Source organism: Archangium lansingense (assembly GCF_026626635.1).
Taxonomy (GTDB): Bacteria; Myxococcota; Myxococcia; order Myxococcales; family Myxococcaceae; genus Archangium; species Archangium lansingense.
The window spans coordinates 2712316-2732958 of sequence record NZ_JAPNKA010000001.1 but is presented as its reverse complement, the minus strand read 5'-3'; the positions used below and the strand labels follow the sequence as shown (position 1 = coordinate 2732958).

Here is a 20643-nt window from a genome sequence, read left to right as displayed (position 1 = left end):
AGAGCTGGCGCCGCACGTCGCGGGCTACACGAGCGGGAGTAGAGGGGCCTTCCCGCTCGAGGGCCGGCTCGCGGCACGTCTCGAAGCGGCGCTGGCCACGCACCGCGCGTCCCTGTCCCGGCCCGAGGTCCTCGACGGCCTGGCGCGCGAGTGCTCGGACTGGCTCGCGGGGGAGTCGCCGCGCCGAGAGCCTGACAGACGCGTCGCCCGCGTCCTCGAGGCCTTGAGGGATCCAACCATCGACCGGCGTCTCGTCGTCGAGCGCACCCGGCTCTCCCAGGCGCACCTGCGGGCGCTATTCGTTCGCGACGTAGGGCTGCCCATCCGCACCTTCCAGCTCTGGCGCCGGCTCCTCGTGGCGGTGGCGGCCGGAAGTGCGGCCACTCAGGCCGCGGAAGCGGAGGAGGGCGGCTCCTGCTCCGCGAGCAGCGCGTGGATGCGCGCGCGCAGCGCCTCGGGCTCGAAGGGCTTGTCCAGGCACGGCCGCTGGGTGGTCGCCAGGAACGCGCGCGCCTCCTCACTGAAGGCGCCTCCCGTGAGGAACACCACGCGCTCGGCCTGACCGGGCAGCTCGCGCACCAGCGTCTCGTACAGCTCCAGGCCCGTCATCTCCGGCATCATCACGTCACACAGGATGAGCGAGTAGCGCTCCCCGGCCCGCAGCCGCTCCAATGCCGGGCGTGCGCCTCTGAAGGCCGCCACCTCGTGCTCTGGCGCCAGCGTGCGGGACAGCGCGGCGAGCAGCAGCGGCTCATCGTCGATGACCAGCAACCGGCCGCGAGGGCCCTTTCTCTCGGAAGCGGTGGCGCTCCCGGTGGAGACGACAGGTGAGTTCTCCAGGGCAGAGCGCAGCACCACCTCGAACGTGGTGCCCCGCCCCACCTCGCTGCGCACCCGGATGTCTCCGCCCATGGCCTGCACGTAGCTATGACAGATGGACAGCCCCAGGCCCGTGCCTACCCCCACCGGCTTGGTGGTGAAGAAGGGCTCGAAGATGCGGGAGAGCACCTCGGGAGGAATGCCCGTGCCGGTGTCGCTCACCGACACCACGACCCAGCCCTGCTCGTCCTGGGAGGTGGTGATACGAATCTCATGCTGGCCGGCCTGTCCCTCGGGGATGGCCTGGGCGGCGTTGATGAGGAGGTTGAGGAACACCTGGCCCAGCCGCGTCTCGTCCCCGAGCACGGCCGGCACCGGGCCATAGTCCTTCACCACTCGGGCGCGGTGGCGCACCTCCGCGGCCGCGATGGACAGCGCCAGGTCCAAGGCCGCATGCACCTCCACCAGTTGGTCCCGCTCGGGCTCCACCCGGGAGAACGTCTTGAGGTCCTGGATGATGCGGCGCATCCGCTCCGTGCCCTGGAGGGCCTCGGAGATGGCCTGCTCCACTTCCGCCCAGCGCTCGCGCTCCTCTCCACGTGCCGCCATGTCCCGCACTTCCGTGGCGACGTAGTGGACGTTGGAGATGACGAAGGCCAGCGGGTTGTTGAGCTCATGCCCCACGCCGGCGGCCAGCGTGCCCACCGCCGCCATCTTCTCGGCATGGACGAGCCGCTCGCGGGTGGCCTGCAATTCCTGGAGGCGATCCTCCAGGTCCTCGTTGAGGGAGGCCAGCTCCGCGGTACGCAGGTCTACATGGGCCTGAAGCTCGCGCTCGCGCTGGCGAGCCCGCTGCAGGCGCAGCCACACCCCACCGGCCACCCCCAGCACTGCGACCAGCACACACGCCACGCGGAACGTGAGTGTCTGGTGGAAGCGGGGCTGCAGGTAGAACGTCACCTCCACTCCCGGGGCTGCGCCGCCGCCGTCCTCGTACTCCGCCTCCACGCGGAAGCGGTAGTTCCCGGGCGGCAGGCGGGTATAGGAGGCCACACGCTGCGCTCCGGCCTCCACCGGCTCCGCGTCGATGCCCTCGAGCTGGTAACGAAAGCGCAGCCGCCGGGGAGCGCGCAGGCCCGCGGACGTGAACTGGAGCTCGAGCCGTCCGTCCCCCGCTGGGATGTGACCCCACTCGGAGCGGGGGACAAGGCGACCGTCCACCCGGAGCTCCTCGATGCGCGCGGGCGGAGGCGGCGTGCGCGTCCGCTCCTGCTCCGGGGTGTAGACCACGGCGCCGCGGATGGTGGGAAACCACAGCCGGCCATCGCGGGTGCGCAGGCCCGCAGGTGCGCCCAGCCCGTTGCACTCCTCCGAGCGCATCCCATCTTCCGTCCCGTAGACCCGGGAGGTGACGCGCGCCCGCTTCCCCGCGGCCACCTCCTCCAGCTCCGCCAGGGGCACGCGGAAGATGCCCTTGTTCCCACTCATCCACAGGTGGCCACGCTCATCGGAGAGCAGCTGGAAGGCCCGCTCGTCGAACAGCCCTTCGTCGCTCGTGAAGCGCCGGAGCTGTCCCTTCCGCCACCGGTAGATGCCCTCGCCCGAGGCTATCCAGAGCGTGCCATCTGCCTCCTCGTGGAGCGCCAGGACCTTGCCATCCAGCGGCTGGGCCTCGGAGGCCAGCACGGTGGTCTGGTCGTCGAGGAGATGAACCAGGCTCCCGCCCCTCGTGCCCACCCAGAGGCCCCCCGCGGCGCTCGGCCGCAACAGGGTGAGATCCTGACCGGGCAGGCCTCCGCGTGGCGAGTAGGGCTCGAAGCGCTCCCCGCGCCACCGGAAGAGTCCCGTAGGAGTGCCGACCCAGAGGGTGCCGGCGGCGTCTACGGCCAGCAGGAAGGCCCTCGAGTCCCCCAGCCCCTCGGCCGCACCAAACGAGGTGAACGCGCCCGCGCGCCAGCGGCTGATGCCCCCCCGCGTGCCGAACCAGAGGCTACCGTCCGGGGTCTCGGCGATGGCCCGGACCCGGTCCAGGATGAGCCCGTCGCCCGTGCTCCACGACGTCACCCGCCCCTCCTGCATGCGGCTGACACCGCCTCCCACGGTGGCGAACCAGAGAGCGCCGTCGCGCGCCTCGTGGATGGCCAGCACCATCTCGTGCGCCAGCCCCTCCGGAGGACCATAGGGGGTGAAGGGCGCATCCTGGAGCCGGTGCAGTCCCCGAGCCTCCGTGCCAATCCACAGGTTGCCCTCGGCATCCTCGAGCAAATCACTCACCACGCTGTGCGCCAGCGGATGCGCCTCCTCCAGGACGGTGACCCGGCCCCCCACCACTCGCCGCACGCCGTGGCCCAGACTCCCCACCCAGAGGCTTCCCTCCCGGTCCACGAGCATCGCCGAGATGGGAGCCCCAGCCAGGCTCGCCTCGGGCACCCGCCGCATGACGCCCTTCTGGAGCCGGTACACCATCCCCTGCTCCGTGCCGGCCCAGAGCGTGCCCTTCCGATCGACCGCCAGCATGCGCGCCGCCTCCTGGGGCCCATCCTCGAAAGGCAGAGGCGCCGTCCAGGCCGAGCCATCCCACCGTTGGAGGCCACCGGTGCTGGACACCCAGAGGCCGCCGGCCGCGTCCTCGGCGAGCGCCAGCGGCTCATCGCTGGCGAGCCCGTTGGCCTTTTTCCAGGTCCGGAAGCGGCCCTCGGAGAGCCGCGTCAGGCCATCTTCGGCCGTGACGATCCACAGGCTCCCATCTCGGGTGGCCAGCAGCTGTTGGGGATGATCCAGGACGGTGCCCGAGGGCGGGACAACGGGCTGGAAGACGCCCTCCCGCATGCGGACGAGCCCCTTCTCCAGGCCGATCCACAGCGTCCCATCCGGACTCACCGCGAGGTCATGGATGTTCCGGCCCTGGAAGGCGGGCGTGTTCGTCTTGTTGAAGACGCTGAAGCGGACCCCGTCGAAGCGCACCAGCCCTTCCCAGGTACCGCCCCAGAGGTAGCCATCCGGTGTCTGCGCCAGGGACAGGACGCTGTTCTGCGGGAGCCCGTCCGCTGTCTGCCAGGCTCGGTGAGGGAACTGGCGCGGCGCCTTGTCCGGCGCCAGGGCCATGGCGCTCTCTCCACCTGCGAGCAGCCCCACGAGCACCACGGCCACGAGCAGGTGTGCGCGAAGCCGGAGGGGGACGGGCTCGCGAGGGGCCTCCTTCGGGGAGCCAAGCGTGGGACGCATGCGAGAAATCAGCGTGCACTCACGGTAGCGGGTGAGCCCCTCCGGGGAAAGACGGCGGGTGGACGGGAAGGAGCGGGCAGTGACAAAGAGCCCTTGCCTACCCGGCCCGACACCAGGGGGCCGAGCCGTCGGCAACCGCGGGAAGCTACGAGCCGAGGCGCTTGCGCAAGGTGTGCAGGGCCCACGCGCTGAAGAGGATGCCGAGAGCGCCCAGGCCCAGGAGCACGAAGGTGCGCTGCGCAAGGAGGCTGGAGCCGAGGTAGATGGTGCCCACCGCGTACGGCAGCTCCGCAACGGCCAGGACCAGCAGGTACCTGCGGAGCCCATAGCGCGCCAGTCCGAGCACATAGCCGGGAATCTCGGAGGGGACCGCGAGCTGGAAGAGGAGCACCAGGCCAAAGGAGCTGTGCTGGGAGATGCGCTCCTCGTAGCGGCCGAGCAGCTCGCCGGACACGAGCCGACGGACCACGGGCCGGCCCCAGGAGCGGGCGATGCCGTAGGCGCAGATGCCTCCGAGCATCCAGCCGCACCACAGCAGGACCACGCAGAGGGGCTCTCCCCAGGTGTGGACGGCCACGGGCACGAGCACCGCGCTGCTGAAGAAGGCCATCATCGCCGAGAACGCGGACAGCAGGACGAAGAGCGCCGCGCCCCAGAAGGGATGCGCCTTGATGACGGGTTCGGCCTTCGTGAGGAGCCAGGTCAGGGAGGACTGGAACGGCTCGGAGGAGGCGAACAGCACCAGCCCGCCGAGGAGGAGCAGCAGCAGGAGCACCCGCTTCCACTCCGTGGAGAGCCAGCCTGGCTGGTGGCCCTGCGTCATCGTGCTCCGTCGCATCCAGGCTCCGGAAAGGGCGGTAGACCTGAAGATAGGCAGCGAGGAGGCTCCTACCCGCGCCCCTCTCAGTGAGCGCTCTCTGGAGCCCTCGCGGAGGAGCCATGCGAGCGGTCTTCCCAGGCTGCGCCGGGTGGGAGCCGGGAAGGCGCCTCCCCATCTTTATGGATGGAGTCCGCGAGAAGACCTGGGGGGCGGCATGAGATTCGGAACGAGAGGTTTACTGGCCGCTGTAGCGGCGCTCGTCGTGGTGGCCGGGTGTGAGAAGCGCGAAGCCCGGGAGCGAGAGCGAGAGACGGTGGCGGCCCCGATGAAGTCGGAACCGGGCACGACGAATGATGGCCGGCCTCCCCCACCCTCTCCGGCCACCCAACGGCCCCCGAGGGAGGAGCCCCCACCGACGGCGAAGGTGGCGCGGCCCCCCAAGCCTCCAGCGCAGCCAGCGCCGGACGAAGCCGGAGCGAGCACCACTCAGCCACGGCAGGTCTCGGGAGAAGTGCTGGCCTTCACCGGCAAGGAGCTGGTGGTGCTGTCCGCGAGTGAGGGACAGGACGTGCGGATGCTCGTCATCTCGGGCACCGAGGTGCGCGTAGACGGCCGGCCGGCCACCGCGGCCGACATTCGTGAGGGTGGTGAGGTGCGCGCCACCTATGAGATCGCCGAGGGTGAGCCCGTCGCCCTGCTCGTGGAAGTGCGTAATCCCGAGGGTTCTGCACCTCCGGCGGGTGACACGGCACAGGAGCCCGAGAAGCCTCTCTTGGATCAGCCCAAGATTCCGAAGAGCGACGACTGATCCACGGTGGGGTGCAACACGGGGACGGATACCCTCACCCCGACCCTCTCCCGGTGGGAGAGGGAGGGATGCTCGAAGGGATGCTCGGAGGGTTGCTTGGGCGGATGCGCTGGGGGTGACTCAGCCGATGCGCAGCCGACGATCAACCGCCTCGGGGGGTGCCGCAATCGGAGCAGAAGCGGGCGTTGGGCTTCAACTCCGTGCCGCACTGGGTGCAGTGCGCCTTGGCTGCCTCCAGCGGCTTGCCGCACTCGGAGCAGAACTTGCCTCCCTCCACCCGGGCGTTGCAGTGGGGACAGGCCGCTGCGGCCGCGGTGCGGTGCGCCTTCATGTCCAGCGACTCCACCTGGTCCACCTTGCGCGCCTTGTCCCAGGCCTGCTCCACCGACACCTTCGACTGGATGTGCGCGGCCTCCTCCTGGAGGTTCGGCGCGCATCCCTCACACAGGCCTCGCGACTCGTTCCAGCACGCCTGCGGACACACCCACTGGCCGCAGCGGGTGCAGTGCTTGAAGTGCTTCTTCCCCTCCTCCACCGCCTCGGCGTAGGCGTCGTCCCAGGCGCTTCCGCGCAGCGCGTCCTTCACGTGCTCGCCCGCGTAGGCCGCCCGCGACAGCGAGCCCCCGAAGAACGAGCCCGCCGCCTTCAGGAAACCCGCCGCCATGCCCATCTTGTTGGCGATGAAGGGCGACATGTGCCCGTTGCGGCACTTGTCGCAGAAGAACTCGAACTGGAAGCCGTAGTTGTTGGAGCGGTCGGTGTAGTTGCGGGTGAACTGGATCATCGCCATCGGCGCGAGCCCCCTTCGGCAATCGAATCACCCGCGAGGCTACCCGAGGCCGGCCTACTTCTTCCAGACGGCCCAGTTGGTGCCGGAGTTCACCAGCGTCCAGCCGGTGCCCGGCGACCACGCGCCAGGGCCCACCTTCATCGCCAGGCTGCCGCTGTTGCCGGTGATGATGGCGGCGTACTTCGTCGTGTCCGCGGCCTGGATGCTCACCGCCGAGGTGGAAGTGACGCCCTTCTCCTTGCGCGCCGCGATGAGGCTCTTGATGGCGGCGGCGTTGCCCCAGTCATAGAAGTGCACCCAGTAGACGCAGGGGATTCCCGGGTGCGTCAGGATGTAGGCGTAGCCCTGCATCACCTTGTCGCTGGGGAAGGGCCAGTGATTCTGGCCGCCACTCGGGTGACTCGGGCCGGTGTCGTGGTTGTCGATGAACGTCACCGACTTGGCCGCCCACCAGCCAATGGCACCCGAGGGCTTGCCCGCGCTGTCCTTGAGCCGCCAGAACTCGTTGTACTGCACCGCCTGCTGGAGGATGCCCTTGGTGGTGAAGTCGAACGCCGCCGACTTGCCGGCCGTGGCGTCGATCCAGTTCATGATCTGCTGACGGTGGGCGTCTGGGTTGCCCAGGTTCAGGTCCGTCCACAGCTCACCCACCGAGAAGTAGGGCACCGTGCCGGTGTTGTAGTTGCCAACGTACGAGCCGTTGTAGCCCTTCACGTAGTCATAGCGCCAACCGTCGTAGCCGATGCTGGACTTGAGCCAGTTCATCCACGCCTTGACGTCGGTCTGCACGGTCCCGTTGGTGTGGTCCAGGTCGCGCGCGGCGTTGAAGCCATCCCCGGTGTCGGCATTGCCGGTGGCGCCCGTCCACTCATCGCCCTTCGCCACCGCCCACGAGCCCCAGGTGGGGTTGGTGAAGTCCGCCCAATTGCTGGTGCCCACGCGGTGGTTGACCACGATGTCCGCGATGGCCTTCACCCCATAGGTGTGCAGCGAGCCGATGGCGCCCTTGAGCTGCGCCTCCGTGCCGTAGGAGCTGCTCTGCACGTAGAGCTGCCGCGGCAGGTAGCCCTCATTGGCCGCCGAGTCCCCCGAGGGCGGGAACCACACCATGGTGAAGCCGCTGTTCTTGATGTCGGCGGCCTTGCCCTGGATGACGCCCCACCACGCAGACGTCTCGGTGGACCGCCAGTGGAAGGCCTGCAGCATCACGTCGCTGCTGTTGCCGTCCAGCGGGCCCGCGGATGCGGTGAACGAGGCCACCAGTCCCAGGGCACACGACAAGGACACAACTCCGCCAAGCACCTTCTTCTTGAGCATTCGGCTCTCCGGGGGGGAGGAAAGCGGGCAGGCGATTTACGGCCCGTTTGCTGGTTAAGCGAGTTACGGCGGGCTTAACGTCCTACACACAACCCGCTCTTCGCAAGGCCATCAGAAAATTTTGGCCCTGTTCCACCCTCGAAGCCCTCTGGCCCACCGGGAGGGGTGGGCGGGAGCATGGAAAACGAATGGGGTGCGCGCCGGGTGGGCGTTAGGATGAGAACAATGGCCGAACAGTCCCCCCCCTACTGGGTCCTCATCTCGGTCCTGTTCAGCTCCCAGCCGTTGACGCCTTCGCTGGCCATGACGCTGCATCAGGTCGCGTACGACCTCTACCGGCGCGGCGACACGGTGCAGCCGGTGGCGGGAGATCTGCTCACAGGCAAGGTGCACAACCTGCGCAAGGACGTGCAGATGGGCGCCATCTCAGGCCCCGCCTTCGAGGCAGAGATTGAAACGGAGCGCGGCTCCGGCGTGGTGCGCTTCCTGCTCACCCGTCAGGGGCTGGAGATGATGGAGGCAGTACCTCCTGAGCCGCCGCGCCCCAAGTACCTCAATTAGTGCACCCGGACCTTCTCCACGCGCTCCTTGCGCGGGAGCTTGGGCCCGCTCGCGGGACGAGGCCGCTTGCGCGTCACCATGCGGGCAATGCCGTAATAGAGCTGCTCCTCGGTGTACACCTTGCGCACCCCGCGCGTACCGGGGACATAGGCGGGCCCGGGCCGCTCCAGCCACTGCAGCACCCGGAGCTCTCCCGAGTGCGCGAAGCTCTTGAGCAGCTCGGGCGGGCACTGCCGGAGGTAGCGGCGCACCAGTGGCCGAAGCCGGCGGGGGAAGTCCTTGCCCAGCACCGAGTGCCTGCGCCCCGCATGCAGCGTGCCGTCGAAGCGCCGCGACATGTGGAAGAGCTCGTGCATCACCGTCTCGATGCGGCCCTTGGGCGTGGAGGAGCGGAAGAAGAGCGGGCGCAGGGTGATGCAGTAGAGCATCCGCTTGCCCTTGAGGCGGACAATGGGCTTGCGCCGCCCCGTGCGGTCCGTGCTGCGCCCTCCCCGGAAGCACAGCGGCTTCACCGTGCCACGCGAGGCCCGCCGCGCCTCGCCCGCGATCACCAGGATGCGGCTGGCCTTCACATGGGAGAACTCGGGCATCTTCGCGGCGATGTCGCGGATGAGCGTGCGGATGACCTTGTTGAGGTTCAGGCGACGGTGGGCCACGGTGTAGTCAACAGTGTACCCGAAATGCCCTTGAGGCCAGCCCGAACGCACCCCACCTTGGCGCCATGCGTTCTGCCCCGCGTGCCACCGTCCACCTCCTGACGCTCGCCGCCTGGCTGGCCGGGTGTGCCTCCACACCGCCCCCAGCCCCCGTGGGCCCCGCCTCGCTCGGCGCCGAGGAGACCACCGTCGCCGCCCAGGGCCTCACCGAGGTGAAGTTGCGCTACTCCGGCCAGCTCACCAGCCCCGGCGCCGCCGTGCTGGAGAAGGCGGACTACGAGCTCGTCTCCGATGGGCAGGTGGTGCAGAAGGGCTCGGCGCCCCTGGGGGTCACCCTGGCCCCCCATGCCCCCACGCCCTTCTCCTTCCAGGCCGAGGCCGCCTACGTGCGCACGCCGGAGGACCTGCGGGCGCTGAGCCAGCGGGGCGGCACCCTGCTCGTGGCGCTGCGCGGCACGCTCACCGTGCGCGTGGGCGACTCGGTGCGGACGCTCCCCTTCGCCGCCTCCCGGCCGGTGCGCGTGCCGCGGCTGCCCGTGGTGCGGCTGGAGAGCCTGGATGGGGCCCGCTACTCGGAGGAGCAGGTGGATCTGCTGCTGCGCCTGGGCGTGGAGAACCCCAACCCCTTCCCCCTGCGGCTGGACGGGCTCACCTGGGCCGTCTCCGTGGGAGGCCGGAAGCTGGGCGAGGGCGCTCAGGGCAAGTACGACACCGTGGACGCGTCGGCCACCGGGGTGTATCCCCTGGAGGTGGCGGTGACGAAGGAGACGTGGGGCCAGGACGTGCGGGCGCTCATCGCCAAGGGGACGCTGCCGTATGAGGTCGCGGGCGAGCTCACAGGCCCGCTGGTGCACGTCCCCTACTCGCTGTCCGGAGACGTAAAGCTCAACGTGTCGCGGTAGTGCCCATCTACCTACTCGGAGAAGACCCGGAGCTCTTCCCTCCCCCGGAGAAGGCGGACCGGAGCGGACTGCTCGCCGTCGGAGGGGACTTGAGCCCCGAGCGCCTGCTCTCGGCGTACTCCCAGGGCATCTTCCCCTGGTACAGCCAGGGTCAGCCGCTCCTCTGGCACTCGCCGAATCCGCGCTTCGTGCTCACGCCGGACAAGCTCCACGTGGGCCGCTCGCTGCGCAAGACGCTCAAGGCCGGCGTCTATGAGATTCGCTGGGACACCGCCTTCAAGGACGTCATCACCGCGTGTGCCAGCACGCCGCGTCCCGGCCAGGACGGCACGTGGATTACGGAGGAGATGCGCGAGGCCTACGTCACCCTGCACGAGCTGGGCTTCGCGCACTCGGTGGAGGCCTGGGCCCAGGGCGAGCTGAAGGGCGGCTTCTACGGCGTGTCGCTGGGGGCCGCCTTCTTCGGCGAGAGCATGTTCGCCCATGCGCCGGACGCCTCGAAGGTGGCCTTCACCACCGCGGTGGAGCGGTTCCGCGAGTGGGGCTTCCACTTCATCGACTGCCAGGTAGAGACGGAGCACCTGACGCGTTTTGGCGCCGAGCACTGGCCGCGCAAGCGCTTCCTCCAGGCGCTCGACCGGGCCCTGCAAGAGCCCACCCGCCGCGGCAAGTGGACGGAAACCTGAGCCTCAGCCGGCCCGAGCCTCACTCCCCCGAGCCTCACTCACCCGAGCATCCGTCAGGGGCAGCTCGAGGGTGAAGGTGGCTCCCTGGCCGGGGCCCTCGCTCGAGGCGTGGAGCTCACCGCCCAGCTCCCTGGCCGCCAGCGCGCTGATGTGCAGCCCGAAGCCGTGCCCGTCCTTCTTCGTGGAGAACCCTTGTGTGAACAGGCGCACGAGGTTCTCCGGGACAATGCCCACCCCGTTCTCCTTCACGATGATGCGCAGCCGCTCTCCGGCCTGCTCCACACGGATGAGGAGCTGCTTGTCCGCGCGCCCGCTGTCCATCAGCGCATGGCGCGCATTGCTCAGCAGGTTCACCAGGATCTGCAGCAGCTTGTGGCGATCCACCATCACCGCGGAGAGCTGGGTGCCATACTCGCGCCGCAGCTGAATGCCCAGCTGCTCGTAGGACACGGCGTGCAGGCGCATCGCGTCGTCGATGAGGCAGGGCAGCTCCACCCGCTCCACCACTCCGGCGAAGCACGCGTGCTGCTGCTGCATGCTCACCACGGACTTGATGTGCTCCACGCTCTCGTCCAACACCCGCACCTCATCGAGGACCGCATCCCGCTCCCGCATGAGCTGCTCCGCGAGCGCGTGGAGGTAGCCCGGCACCTGCCGGAGCTGCGGATTGGCGGTGAGGAGGGAGCCTGGCGCCTCGGAGTGCTCGCGCAGCAGCTCCGCCGTCTTCGTCAGTCCGGACACCCGCAGGGCGCGCAGCCGCTCGGCCACGACTCCCGCGGAGACATTCACGCTGTTGAGTGTATTGCCCACGTTGTGCAGCACACCGGTGGCGATCTCCGCCATGCCCGCCCGGCGCGACACGTCCAACAGGCTGCGGTGCAGCTCGGCCAGCCGGGACTCGGCCTCCTTGCGCTCGGTGATGTCCCGGCCGAAGAAGGTCAACCCCACCACGCCCCCGCCCTCCTCCAAGATGGGGTTGATGACGATCTCCACAATCAGGAGCCTGTCCCCCAGCTGGAAGCTCGCCTCCGTCTTCGCGCGCTGTCCCGCGAGCGCCTGGGTGAGAGGTCCGCGCAGGTGCTCCTGAATCTCCAGAGGGAAGGCATCGAGGATGGGCTCACCCGGCTGTCCCTCCCTGCCAAGCGTCCGCCGCAACAGCTGCCGCATCGACGGGTTGGCGGTGAGGAGCCGCCCCTGCCTGTCGAGGGACATCACCAGATCATCCGTGCTCTCGAAGAGGCTGAGCAGCTTGCTCTCGCTCTCGCGCAGTGTCTTCAGGGCCCGTTGCAGCGCCGAGTGGGAGGCCTCGCGCGCCGTGACGTGCAGCCAGTTCAGGGCCCACCCGCCCAGCAACGAGAACCCAGCCAGGAGGCTCATCCGCTGCGCCATCTCGTCCGGGAAGAGCGGGCGCGACAGCTCGAAACCCACCTGCTGGAGCGGCTGCAGAAGCAGCGCGTTGAGACCGAAGAGCACGGTGAAGGCGAGCCCCATCCTCGCCCCCAGCAGATAGGCGGCCAGGGCCGGCAGCAACATGGTCGCCGCGTGGGTGGAGGCCTGCTGGACGCCCATGGAGCGCATGGCGGCCAACATTCCCACCCCGAGGATGGAGCACAGCAGCAAGGAGGCCAGCCGGGGCGAGCGCCCTCGTCGCGCGAGCACCAGCACGCTCAGGTAGCCCGCCAGCACCAGGGGCCCCGCCACCAGGTAGAACGAGCGCTCTCTGGACGACAGGCCGGAGACCGTCATCTGCACGGCCATCACCAGGTTGAGGGCCGCGGCCCCCACCAGCACCCGGAGACGGCCGAGCTCCTCCGGAGGCAGTCGCCGCTGCTCCTCCGACAGGAGCTGGTCCAACCCCTCCAGGAACCAGGCCCGGAGTCCACCTTCCCGCGGCCACGTCCTGGTGGACAAACTCGACATGACAACCCCCCCGGTGCGACATCCAGCAGGGAAGTATGACCGAGAGCCTGGGTTTGCTTGCAAATCAGAGGGTAGGACGGACGCCTTCACCCTGGAGGGGCAGCTCGAGGGTGAAAGTGGCCCCCTGGCCAGGGCCCTCGCTCTCACACCGGAGGGTACCGCCCATCTCCTCGGCGGACAGCGCGCTGAAGTGCAGCCCGAAGCCGTGCCCGTCCTTCTTCGTGGTGAAGCCCTGGGTGAAGAGGCGCGCCAGGTTCTCCGGGGCAATGCCCACCCCGTTGTCGGCCACGGCGATGCTCAGCCTCTCTCCAGCCTGCGCCACGCGCAGGGTGAGCTGCTTGTCCGCGCGCCCGCTGTCCACCAGGGCATGGCGCGCGTTGCTCAGCAGGTTCACCAAAATCTGCAGCAGCTTGTGCCGGTCCACCATCACCGCGGAGACCGGAGCGCTGTACTCGCGCCGGAGCTGGATGCCCAGCCGCTCGTAGGACACGGCGTGCAGGCGCATCGCATCGTCGAGCAGCCCGGGCACCTCCACCCGCTCCACCACTCCGGCGAAGCGCGCATGCTGCTGCTGCATGCTCACCACGGACTTGATGTGGTCCACGCTCTCGACCAGCCGCCGCAGCTCCTCCAGCACGGACTCCCGCTCCTGGGTGAGCTGGCCCGAGAGCGCCGCCAGGTAGGCCGGGAACTGCCGGCCCCGCGCGTCCTCCTCGAGGAAGGTACCCAGCCGCGAGGCATTCTCCCGCAGCAGCTCCACGGCCCGCTCCAGGCCGGTGACACGCGAGCCGCGCAGCCGCTCCACCACGAGGTTGGCCGACACGTTCACGCTGTTGAGCGTGTTGCCCACGTTGTGCAGCACACCGGTGGCGATCTCCGCCATGCCCGCGTGGCGCGACACTTCCACGAGGTTGCGGTGCAGCTCCGCCAGCCGGGCCTCGGCCTCCTTGCGCTCGGAGATGTCCCGGCTGAAGAGCGTCGCGCCTACCACCCGTCCCCCTTCCCACACCGGGTTCAAGATGATGTCCACCGTCAGGGAGCGGCCCCCCAAGACGGTGTGCTCCTCCGCGCGCACCCGGCTCCCCTCCAGCGCCTGGCGGAACTGCGCCTGGAGCGCCGGAGAGGACATCTCCAGGAAGGACGCGCCCGCTTCGAGCGACCTGCCCTGGAAGCGCTGGAACAGCAACCTGGCCTTCTGGTTGGCGGTGATGACGCGCCCTTCCGTATCGAGCGCCAGCACCACGTCCTCCGTGCTCTCCAGGACGCTGAGCAGCTTGCTCTCGTTCTCGTGCAGCGTCTTCAGGGCCCGCTCCAGCACCCCGTGGGACTCCTCGCGCACGGCGTTGTAGAGCCAGCTCAGCGCCCAGCCCATCAACAGGCTGAGGCTGGTGATGATGTTGCCCATCCACACGGCCGGGTTCTGGAAGAGCGGCCGCACCTGGCCAAAGCCGGAGTGGTAGAGCTGGTGGCCCAACCCCACGTACACGATGAGGAGCGTGGTGAAGAAGAACCCGCGGCGCGGCCCCAGCAGGTAGACGGCCAGGGCCGGAAGCAACATGCCCACCGCGTGCGAGACAGTCCCCTGCGTGTCCCAGGGCAGGGTGCCCAGGATGAAGCCCGCGGACAGGGCCGAGCACAGGAGGTAGGACGGAACGGTCGGCGAGGGCAGCCGGCGCGCCAGCACCAGCACCAGCACGTAAACCCCCATGGCCAGCCCCGCCACCAGGCCTTGGGCCAGACGTTGCGCGGGCGGATGGAGGGGGATGGTGAGCAGGTACAGGCCGTTCAACAGCATCAGCAGGCCCGTGGCTCCCAGCAGCGCCCGGTAGCGCCAGAGCTCCTCGGGAGGCAGCCGACGCTGCTCCGGCGTCAGCCACCTATCCAGCCGCTCCAACACCCATGCTCGCGGGCCGCGGCCCATTCAAGCCCCCTCTTTCACACCGAGCGCTTCAGCGCCAGCAGGGCACTCTCCGCGGCCTGTCCCGTGGCCATGGGCAGCAGCACGCGGAAGGTGGTGCCCTGGCCGGGGGAGCTGTCCACGGCGATGTCCCCGCCCAACCGCGTCACAATACCATGGCAGATGGACAGGCCGAGCCCCGTGCCCGTTCCCACCGGCTTCGTTGTGAAAAAGGGCTCAAAGAGGCGGCTGAGATGCTCCGGCCGGATGCCGCTGCCGTTGTCCTGCACCTCCACCGCGACCATGCCGTCCTCGCGCGACAGGATGCCCACTCGCAGGAGGGGCTGCTCGCGGCCCGCCAGGGCGTGGGTGGCGTTGACGATGAGGTTGAGGAACACCTGCCCCAGGCCGTGTTCGCTACCCCACACGGGCGGCACCTCTTGGAAGTCGCGGACCAGGCGCAGCTCCGGACGCAGCGCCCGCGCCGCCATGGAGATGGACAGCTCCATCACCTCGCGCACGTCCACTGGATCCCTCGGCGGCTCGTCCATCCGGGCGAAGATGCGCACATCCTGGACGATGCGCTCGATGCGCTCGGCCCCGACGGTGGCATCGCGACAGGCGTCCGTCAGGCTATCGCGGGCCTTCAGCCCTTCCTCCTTGCACGGCAGCTTCTCGAGCCCATGCACCACGTGGCGCAGGTTGGAGAGGATGTAGCTCAGGGGGTTGTTGACCTCGTGGGCCAGGCCCGCGGACATCCGCCCCAGGGCCTCCAGCTTCTGCGCGTGAATCAGCCGGGCATTGGCCTCCTCCAGCGCCCGCGTCCGCTCCTCCACCATCCGCTCCAGGTCCTCCATCCGCTGGTGGCTGGCGCGCAACAGCTCCCACTTCTCGCAGAGCGCGTGCGCCATCTGCCGCACCTCGATGCTGTCGAAGGGCTTGCGCAGGATGAGCAGCCGCTCACTCGTCCCCAGCTTGCGAGACAGCTCGTCCCAGGAGTAGTCGGAGTGGGCCGAGCAGAGCACCACCTGCAGGTCCGCCTCCTCCTGCCACATGAGCCGAGTCGCCTCCACGCCGTCCATGCCCGGGGGCATGCGGATGTCCACGAAGGCCACTGCGTACGGGCGCCCTTCACGCACCGCGTCTCGCACGCGACGTACGCCCTCTTCCCCGCCCAGCGCGAAGTCCAGCTCGAAGCGGGTGGTGCTGCTCTGGGGCGGTGCATCCCCGAAGAGCATGGACTCCATCGCGTCCAGCTCCTCGGAACCCTCGCCGCTCCTGGCGAGGATCTTCCGGAAGTCCTGGTGGATGGCACTGTTGTCGTCGACCACCAGGATCCGGCGGCACTCCCCCGTCGGAGGACTCATGGGACAATGGGTACCACGTGACAAAAGCCACGGGCAACGTGCTCGCCCGTGGCTCTGTCGCCTCCTCGGCCCACCCACATCCACATCCACATCCCGCGGGGACAGCTGCCTGCCCGCTCACACCGCGGGTGGGCGCCTGCCCGCTGGAGCACCGGGCCTTAACTGGCAGGCACCTCTCGGAAGGCGGCGAGCGAGCGGCCTGTCAGCTCAAAGGGGCCGGCGGGCACGGGCTCCTCGGGGCCCCGCCGGTCATCCGCGGTGTAGAACTCGATGACCCACCGAGAGCCCTGCGCCGGGGACGGCACGGTGAAGCGAACGGTCTCGTGGTGGGCGTTGAGCAGCACCAGCAGGGCGTCTCCGATGATGCGCTGGCCGCGCTCGTCGGGTGAGGGGATGGCGTCGCCCCCCAGGAGGAACGCGAGGGAGCGGATGAAGGGCTTGTTCCAGTCCTCCTGGCTCATCTCCGTGCCGTCCGGGCGGAACCACGTCAGGTCCTTGTACTCCGAGTCCCAGATGTGTTTGCCCTGGAAGAAGCGCCGGCGTTGCAGCACCGGCTGGCGGTGGCGGAACTGGATGAGGCGCGAGGTGAACGCGAGCAGGGCCTGCCGGCGCTCGTCGAGGTTCCAGTCCACCCAGGACAGCTCGTTGTCCTGGCAGTAGGCGTTGTTGTTGCCACCCTGGGTGCGGCCCATCTCGTCGCCGGCCACCAGCATGGGCACGCCCTGGGAGAGGAAGAGCGAGGCCAGCAGGTTGCGCTTCTGGCGCTCGCGCAGGGAGATGACACCAGGGTCCTGCGTCTCGCCCTCGACGCCGCAGTTCCACGCCTGGTTGTCGTCGGCGCCGTCGCGGTTGTGCTCGCCGTTGGCCTCGTTGTGCTTGTGGCTGTAGGTGACGAGATCGTGCAGGGTGAAGCCGTCGTGAGCGGTGACGAAGTTGATGCTGGCTTGTGGCCGGCGGCGTGCCTCCTGGTAGAGGTCCGCCGAGCCCGCCAGCCGGTAGCCCACCTCGCCCGCGGTGTCCTCATCGCCCTTCCAGTAGCGGCGCAGGGCGTCGCGGTACTTGCCGTTCCACTCGCGCCAGGGCGCGGGGAAGCCACCCACCTGGTAGCCGCCGAGCCCCACATCCCACGGCTCGGAGATGAGCTTCACCCGGCCGAGCACGGGGTCCTGGTTGATGATTTGGAAGATGGGGGCGTTGGGGGAGAACTCGCCCTTGCCCACGCGGCCGAGCACGGTGGCCAGGTCGAAGCGGAACCCGTCCACGTGCATCTCCTCCACCCAGTAGCGCAGGCTGTCCACGATGAGGCGGGCCGTCTGGGGGTGGGAGGCGTTGAGGCTGTTACCGCACCCGGTGAAGTCCAGGTAGTAGCGCGCCTCGGGCATGAGCCAGTAGTAGCTGGCGTTGTCGATTCCCTTGAGCGACAGCGTGGGCCCCAGGTGGTTGCCCTCGCACGAGTGGTTGTAGACGACGTCGAGCAGGACCTCGATGCCGGCGGCATGCAGCGCCTTCACCATGCCCTTGAACTCGTTGACGGCGCCCCCCGGGGTGCGGCGGCTGGCGTAGTGCGCCTCGGGGGCGAAGTAGCACAGGGTGTTGTAGCCCCAGAAGTTGGACAGGCCCTTCTCGCCCAGGAAGGAGTCATCCGCGAAGGCATGCACCGGCAGCAGCTCCACCGCGGTGACACCCAGCTCGAGCAGGTGCTCGATGACAGCCGGGTGGCCAAGGCCCGCGTAGGTGCCGCGCTGGTGCTCGGGCACCTTGGGGTGGCGCATGGTGAGGCCCTTCACGTGGGCCTCGTAGATGACCGTCTTGCGCCAGGGCACGTCCGGGCGGCGATCATTGCCCCAGTCGAAGTAGTCACCCACCACCACGCCCTTGGGCACGCCCGCGGCGCTGTCGCGCTCGTCGCGCATCAGGTCCTGCTTGTCGTTGCCGAGCGTGTAGCCGAAGACGGGCTGGGACCAGTCCACGTCGCCATGAAGTGCCTTGGCGTAGGGGTCCACCAGCAGCTTGTACGGGTTGCAGCGGTGGCCCTTCTGCGGCTCGTAGGGCCCGTGGACGCGCAGGCCGTAGAGCATGCCCGGCTCCAGCCCCGGCACGTAGCCATGCCAGACGCCATCCGTCATCGCCGCCAGGTCGAAACGCTCCACCTCCTTCGAGGGGTTCTGAGCATCGAAGAGACAGACCTCGACGCGGGTGGCGACCTGCGAGAAGACCGCGAAGTTCACTCCCGTGCCGTCGAACGTCGCGCCCCGCGGGTACGGCTTGCCCGGCCAGACTTCCCTCGTCATACGCTTCGCTGTCCTTTCCAACAGAATGTCCCGGAATCTGTGTGTGGGGTACCCACTCTTCAAGGACTCCACGTTGCGTCCGACCCGGGACAGATGAAGCGTCCGCCAGGCATCAGGACAAGAGCCCCTCCGTACGCTTCCACACGCTCTGGACTGCGGACCCATGAAGTCCGTTGGCGCTCCCGGCCAATGTGCGCGCCCGCTTCTCCCCAAGAAAGGAAGTCCGCACATGAAGCAGACGATTCAGGGATTCCTCCTCGCCGGCACGCTGGTTCTCGGTGGCACCGCGCTCGCGCAGCAGGGGGTCAAGGAGAACAAGAAGGGCACGGCCGAGCTGCGTGGATTCGTGGTGCCCACCGACGAGAAGGCCCTGCTCGAGCGGCTGCACTACACCAACCAGCTGGAAATCAAGCTCGGCCAGCTCGCCCAGCAGAACTCCAACAACCCGGACGTGAAAGCCTTTGGCGAGCAGATGGTGCGAGATCACACCGCCGCCGACCAGAAGCTGGTGACGCTGGCCCAGGGCCGGGGCCTGAAGCTGTCGGACACGCCCAAGCCAATGAACGACGCGGAGAAGAAGGCCATGGCGGCCGACAAGGCCATCATGGAGGAGCTCCAGGCGCTCAAGGCAGAGCCGTTCGACTCCTGCTACATCTCCGGCCAGGTGGGCGACCATGACGCCACACTCGGCAAGCTGATGGCGGGCCGGCAGGCCGTCACCGGCAACACCCAGCTCACCGCGCTGATGGAGGAGATGACGCAGCAGGTCTCCCACCACCGCCAGCAAGCCTACTCGGTGCTCGGCAAGCTGGGCCAGGCCATGGGAGTGGGCGGCGCGGGCACCGACATGCAGAAGGGCAGCGAGTCGGGCACGGGCGGCCACATGGATGGCCACATGGGCACGGGCCAGTCCGGCTCCGGCATGCAGCAGCCGAAGAAGTAACGGGGCCCCCGGCCTCCACCCTCAGCCGATGGAGGGGGATGAGCGCAGCTGGCAGTAAGCGATGTCGGCCAGGTCGTCGAAGGTGGGGGTACTCCAGGGGAGCGCACGCGCCACGCGGCGCTCCTCGGCCCAGGCCATGAAAGTCTCGAGCTGCTCGGGACTGGGCGAGACGCGCTGGCGCTGGCGCTTGGCCAGGGAGAGCGCGTCCAGCGGCGAGTGCCCGAGCTCCACCAGCACACACAGGGCCAGCAGCGCGCTGCGGCCGATGCCGTGCTCGCAGTGGATGTAGACCTTGTTCCCCTGCGAGAGGTGGCCGTGGACCCAGCTCACGCCCTGGTCGAGCATGGGGCGGCTGATGGCACACAGGTCCTCGGTGGGCAGGTGCAGCAGGGTGATGCCGTGTTGGCGCAGGACGCGCTCGTCGTCACAGCGCTCCCGGCGCACATCGACAATGTGACGGATGGCGAGCCTCCGGGCCAGGTGCTCCGCGGCCTCGATGGGGAAACGTCCCCCCACGGCCAGCTCGGGTGTCACCCAGTTCAAGTTCAAAGACCACGAGTGCTGAACCATCCACGCCCCTCCCCCCACCGCCCCGGCGCTCCCGTGCGCCGCCATTGCTCGAAGCTAGGCACCTCATGGCCGGAGGGACCGAGCCCTCGGGTACGAGTCCATGGCTGCTTGCCTGGAGGGCGGAGAGGCGCCATGCGCTCCGGGCTCGGGGGCAGACGCGCTCCTTGCTCCCTGGTGGAGGGAGAGTCCCTGGCACCATTGCCCCGGGGAGGGGCTACTCCCAGTTTTGCACCATGTCCGCGCACCCTCGCTCCGAGAGGGGAGGGATGAGCGCCAGTCTCAAGCTCCTCGCCCCGCTGTGCTTCTCCGTCGGGCTGCTGGTGGCGCTCCGGCTGCTGGGGCCTCAGTACCTGGATCAACGGCAGCTCTCCGACTGGCTGCGTCCCCTGGGGTTGCTGGCGCCCGTTGTCTTCATCCTGCTGCTGGCCATCCGGCCGGTGACGCTCCTGCCGGGTCAGTTCTTCACCGCCGTGGGTGGCCTGCTCTTCGGCATGGCGCACGGAACGGTCTATGCCCTCCTCGGCAGTGTCCTGGCCACGGGGGTCATCCACCTGGTGGCCAGCCGGCTCGGCCGCAAGCCGATGCGACGGCTCGCGGGCCGGAGGCACACCGCGCTCCAGCACGTGGCACGCGGGCACGGGTTCCAGCTCGGCTTCCTCGCGTGCATCAACTCGGTGATTCCGGCGGACGTGCTGCTCGCGACGGCCTCCGCCTCCGGGGCGCGCTTCTGGCCCCTGGCGTTGGGCGCGCTGGTCGGCACCGCCCCGGGGACGATGCTGACGGCGCTCTTCGGAAGCGCGCTGGGACAGGGGAAGACGTGGACGACGTTGGCCTCGGTGAGCGGGCTGCTGATCAGCCTGTTGCTGGGGCTGGCCCTGGGACGGCGGCTCATGCGTGAGCTGCTCGTCGAAGATCACCCGGAGGAGCACGCGTCCGAGGACAAGGAGCGCCGGGGAGGGCCGCCCCGAAGCCCGGCGGTGGGAAGACCTCGTCCAACAGCAGCAAGCACCTCCAGTTCTTCCTGAAGAGTGCCTTGGCCCAGGCTATTCCAGATGGTAGTGAGAATTTGAG

16 protein-coding genes are annotated in these 20643 nt (G+C 69.0%); 6 read left to right on the top strand and 10 right to left on the bottom strand.

Annotated elements, in window-relative coordinates; genetic code table 11:
* Nucleotides 1-384: 384 nt before the first annotated feature.
* Together OV287_RS10840 and OV287_RS10835 are read right to left on the bottom strand one after the other, a co-directional pair.
* Nucleotides 385-4044 carry a two-component regulator propeller domain-containing protein gene (locus OV287_RS10840; protein ID WP_308809558.1) on the bottom strand — a complete coding sequence of 1220 codons (3660 nt, stop codon included), beginning with the start codon at nucleotides 4042-4044 and terminating at the stop codon, nucleotides 385-387.
* Nucleotides 4045-4189: 145 nt separating this feature from the next.
* Nucleotides 4190-4882, bottom strand: a complete 693-nt coding sequence (locus tag OV287_RS10835) for a TVP38/TMEM64 family protein (protein WP_267533939.1) — start codon at nucleotides 4880-4882, stop codon at nucleotides 4190-4192.
* Between the two features lie 196 nt (nucleotides 4883-5078).
* On the opposite strand from OV287_RS10835, the gene OV287_RS10830 reads away from it, so the two are divergent.
* Complete coding sequence (locus OV287_RS10830) at nucleotides 5079-5672, top strand: hypothetical protein (RefSeq protein ID WP_267533938.1); 594 nt, start codon at nucleotides 5079-5081, stop codon at nucleotides 5670-5672.
* Between the two features lie 142 nt (nucleotides 5673-5814).
* On the opposite strand, the gene OV287_RS10825 is transcribed toward OV287_RS10830, so the two are convergent.
* Complete coding sequence (locus OV287_RS10825) at nucleotides 5815-6462, bottom strand: zinc ribbon domain-containing protein (RefSeq protein ID WP_267533937.1); 648 nt, start codon at nucleotides 6460-6462, stop codon at nucleotides 5815-5817.
* A 54-nt stretch (nucleotides 6463-6516) separates the two neighbouring features.
* A complete protein-coding gene (locus tag OV287_RS10820; protein WP_267533936.1) occupies nucleotides 6517-7779 on the bottom strand; it encodes an alpha-amylase C-terminal beta-sheet domain-containing protein in 1263 nt (420 codons plus the stop codon).
* Between the two features lie 225 nt (nucleotides 7780-8004).
* Here OV287_RS10820 and OV287_RS10815 point away from each other — a divergent pair, with 225 nt between their 5' ends.
* Nucleotides 8005-8340, top strand: a complete 336-nt coding sequence (locus OV287_RS10815; protein WP_267533935.1) for a hypothetical protein — start codon at nucleotides 8005-8007, stop codon at nucleotides 8338-8340.
* Here the strand turns inward: OV287_RS10815 and OV287_RS10810 are convergent.
* Nucleotides 8337-8996, bottom strand: a complete 660-nt coding sequence (locus OV287_RS10810) for a hypothetical protein (RefSeq protein ID WP_267533934.1) — start codon at nucleotides 8994-8996, stop codon at nucleotides 8337-8339. The two genes, OV287_RS10815 and OV287_RS10810, sit on opposite strands and share 4 nt — an antisense overlap.
* A 65-nt stretch (nucleotides 8997-9061) precedes the next feature.
* Here OV287_RS10810 and OV287_RS10805 point away from each other — a divergent pair, with 65 nt between their 5' ends.
* Together OV287_RS10805 and aat are read left to right on the top strand one after the other, a co-directional pair.
* Nucleotides 9062-9898 (top strand): LEA/WHy family protein, encoded by an 837-nt coding sequence (locus OV287_RS10805; RefSeq protein WP_267533933.1) that lies wholly within the window; start codon nucleotides 9062-9064, stop codon nucleotides 9896-9898.
* Entirely contained in the window at nucleotides 9898-10584 is a 687-nt protein-coding gene (aat, locus tag OV287_RS10800) for a leucyl/phenylalanyl-tRNA--protein transferase (RefSeq protein ID WP_267533932.1), read from the top strand. The genes OV287_RS10805 and aat overlap by 1 nt, the downstream gene beginning before the upstream one ends.
* 3 nt (nucleotides 10585-10587) lie before the next feature.
* Here the strand turns inward: aat and OV287_RS10795 are convergent, their stop codons facing one another.
* The 4 genes from OV287_RS10795 to glgX all read right to left on the bottom strand — a co-directional run bounded on the left by OV287_RS10795 (nucleotide 10588) and on the right by glgX (nucleotide 18059).
* Complete coding sequence (locus OV287_RS10795) at nucleotides 10588-12504, bottom strand: ATP-binding protein (RefSeq protein WP_267533931.1); 1917 nt, start codon at nucleotides 12502-12504, stop codon at nucleotides 10588-10590.
* A gap of 64 nt (nucleotides 12505-12568) precedes the next feature.
* On the bottom strand, nucleotides 12569-14425 hold the full coding sequence (locus OV287_RS10790) for a two-component system sensor histidine kinase NtrB (protein WP_267533930.1): 1857 nt from the start codon (nucleotides 14423-14425) through the stop codon (nucleotides 12569-12571).
* A 14-nt stretch (nucleotides 14426-14439) separates the two neighbouring features.
* Nucleotides 14440-15768, bottom strand: a complete 1329-nt coding sequence (locus tag OV287_RS10785; RefSeq protein ID WP_267533929.1) for a sensor histidine kinase — start codon at nucleotides 15766-15768, stop codon at nucleotides 14440-14442.
* A gap of 158 nt (nucleotides 15769-15926) precedes the next feature.
* Nucleotides 15927-18059, bottom strand: a complete 2133-nt coding sequence (glgX, locus tag OV287_RS10780; protein WP_267533928.1) for a glycogen debranching protein GlgX — start codon at nucleotides 18057-18059, stop codon at nucleotides 15927-15929.
* Nucleotides 18060-18288: 229 nt separating this feature from the next.
* On the opposite strand from glgX, the gene OV287_RS10775 reads away from it, so the two are divergent.
* Nucleotides 18289-19002, top strand: coding sequence for a DUF4142 domain-containing protein (locus OV287_RS10775; RefSeq protein WP_267533927.1), 714 nt, complete (start codon nucleotides 18289-18291; stop codon nucleotides 19000-19002).
* 21 nt (nucleotides 19003-19023) lie between these two features.
* On the opposite strand, the gene OV287_RS10770 is transcribed toward OV287_RS10775, so the two are convergent.
* Nucleotides 19024-19572, bottom strand: a complete 549-nt coding sequence (locus OV287_RS10770; RefSeq protein ID WP_267533926.1) for a protein-tyrosine phosphatase family protein — start codon at nucleotides 19570-19572, stop codon at nucleotides 19024-19026.
* Between the two features lie 233 nt (nucleotides 19573-19805).
* Between OV287_RS10770 and OV287_RS10765 the strand changes: the two genes are divergently transcribed.
* Nucleotides 19806-20597, top strand: a complete 792-nt coding sequence (locus OV287_RS10765) for a TVP38/TMEM64 family protein (RefSeq protein ID WP_373371819.1) — start codon at nucleotides 19806-19808, stop codon at nucleotides 20595-20597.
* Nucleotides 20598-20643: the final 46 nt, after the last annotated feature.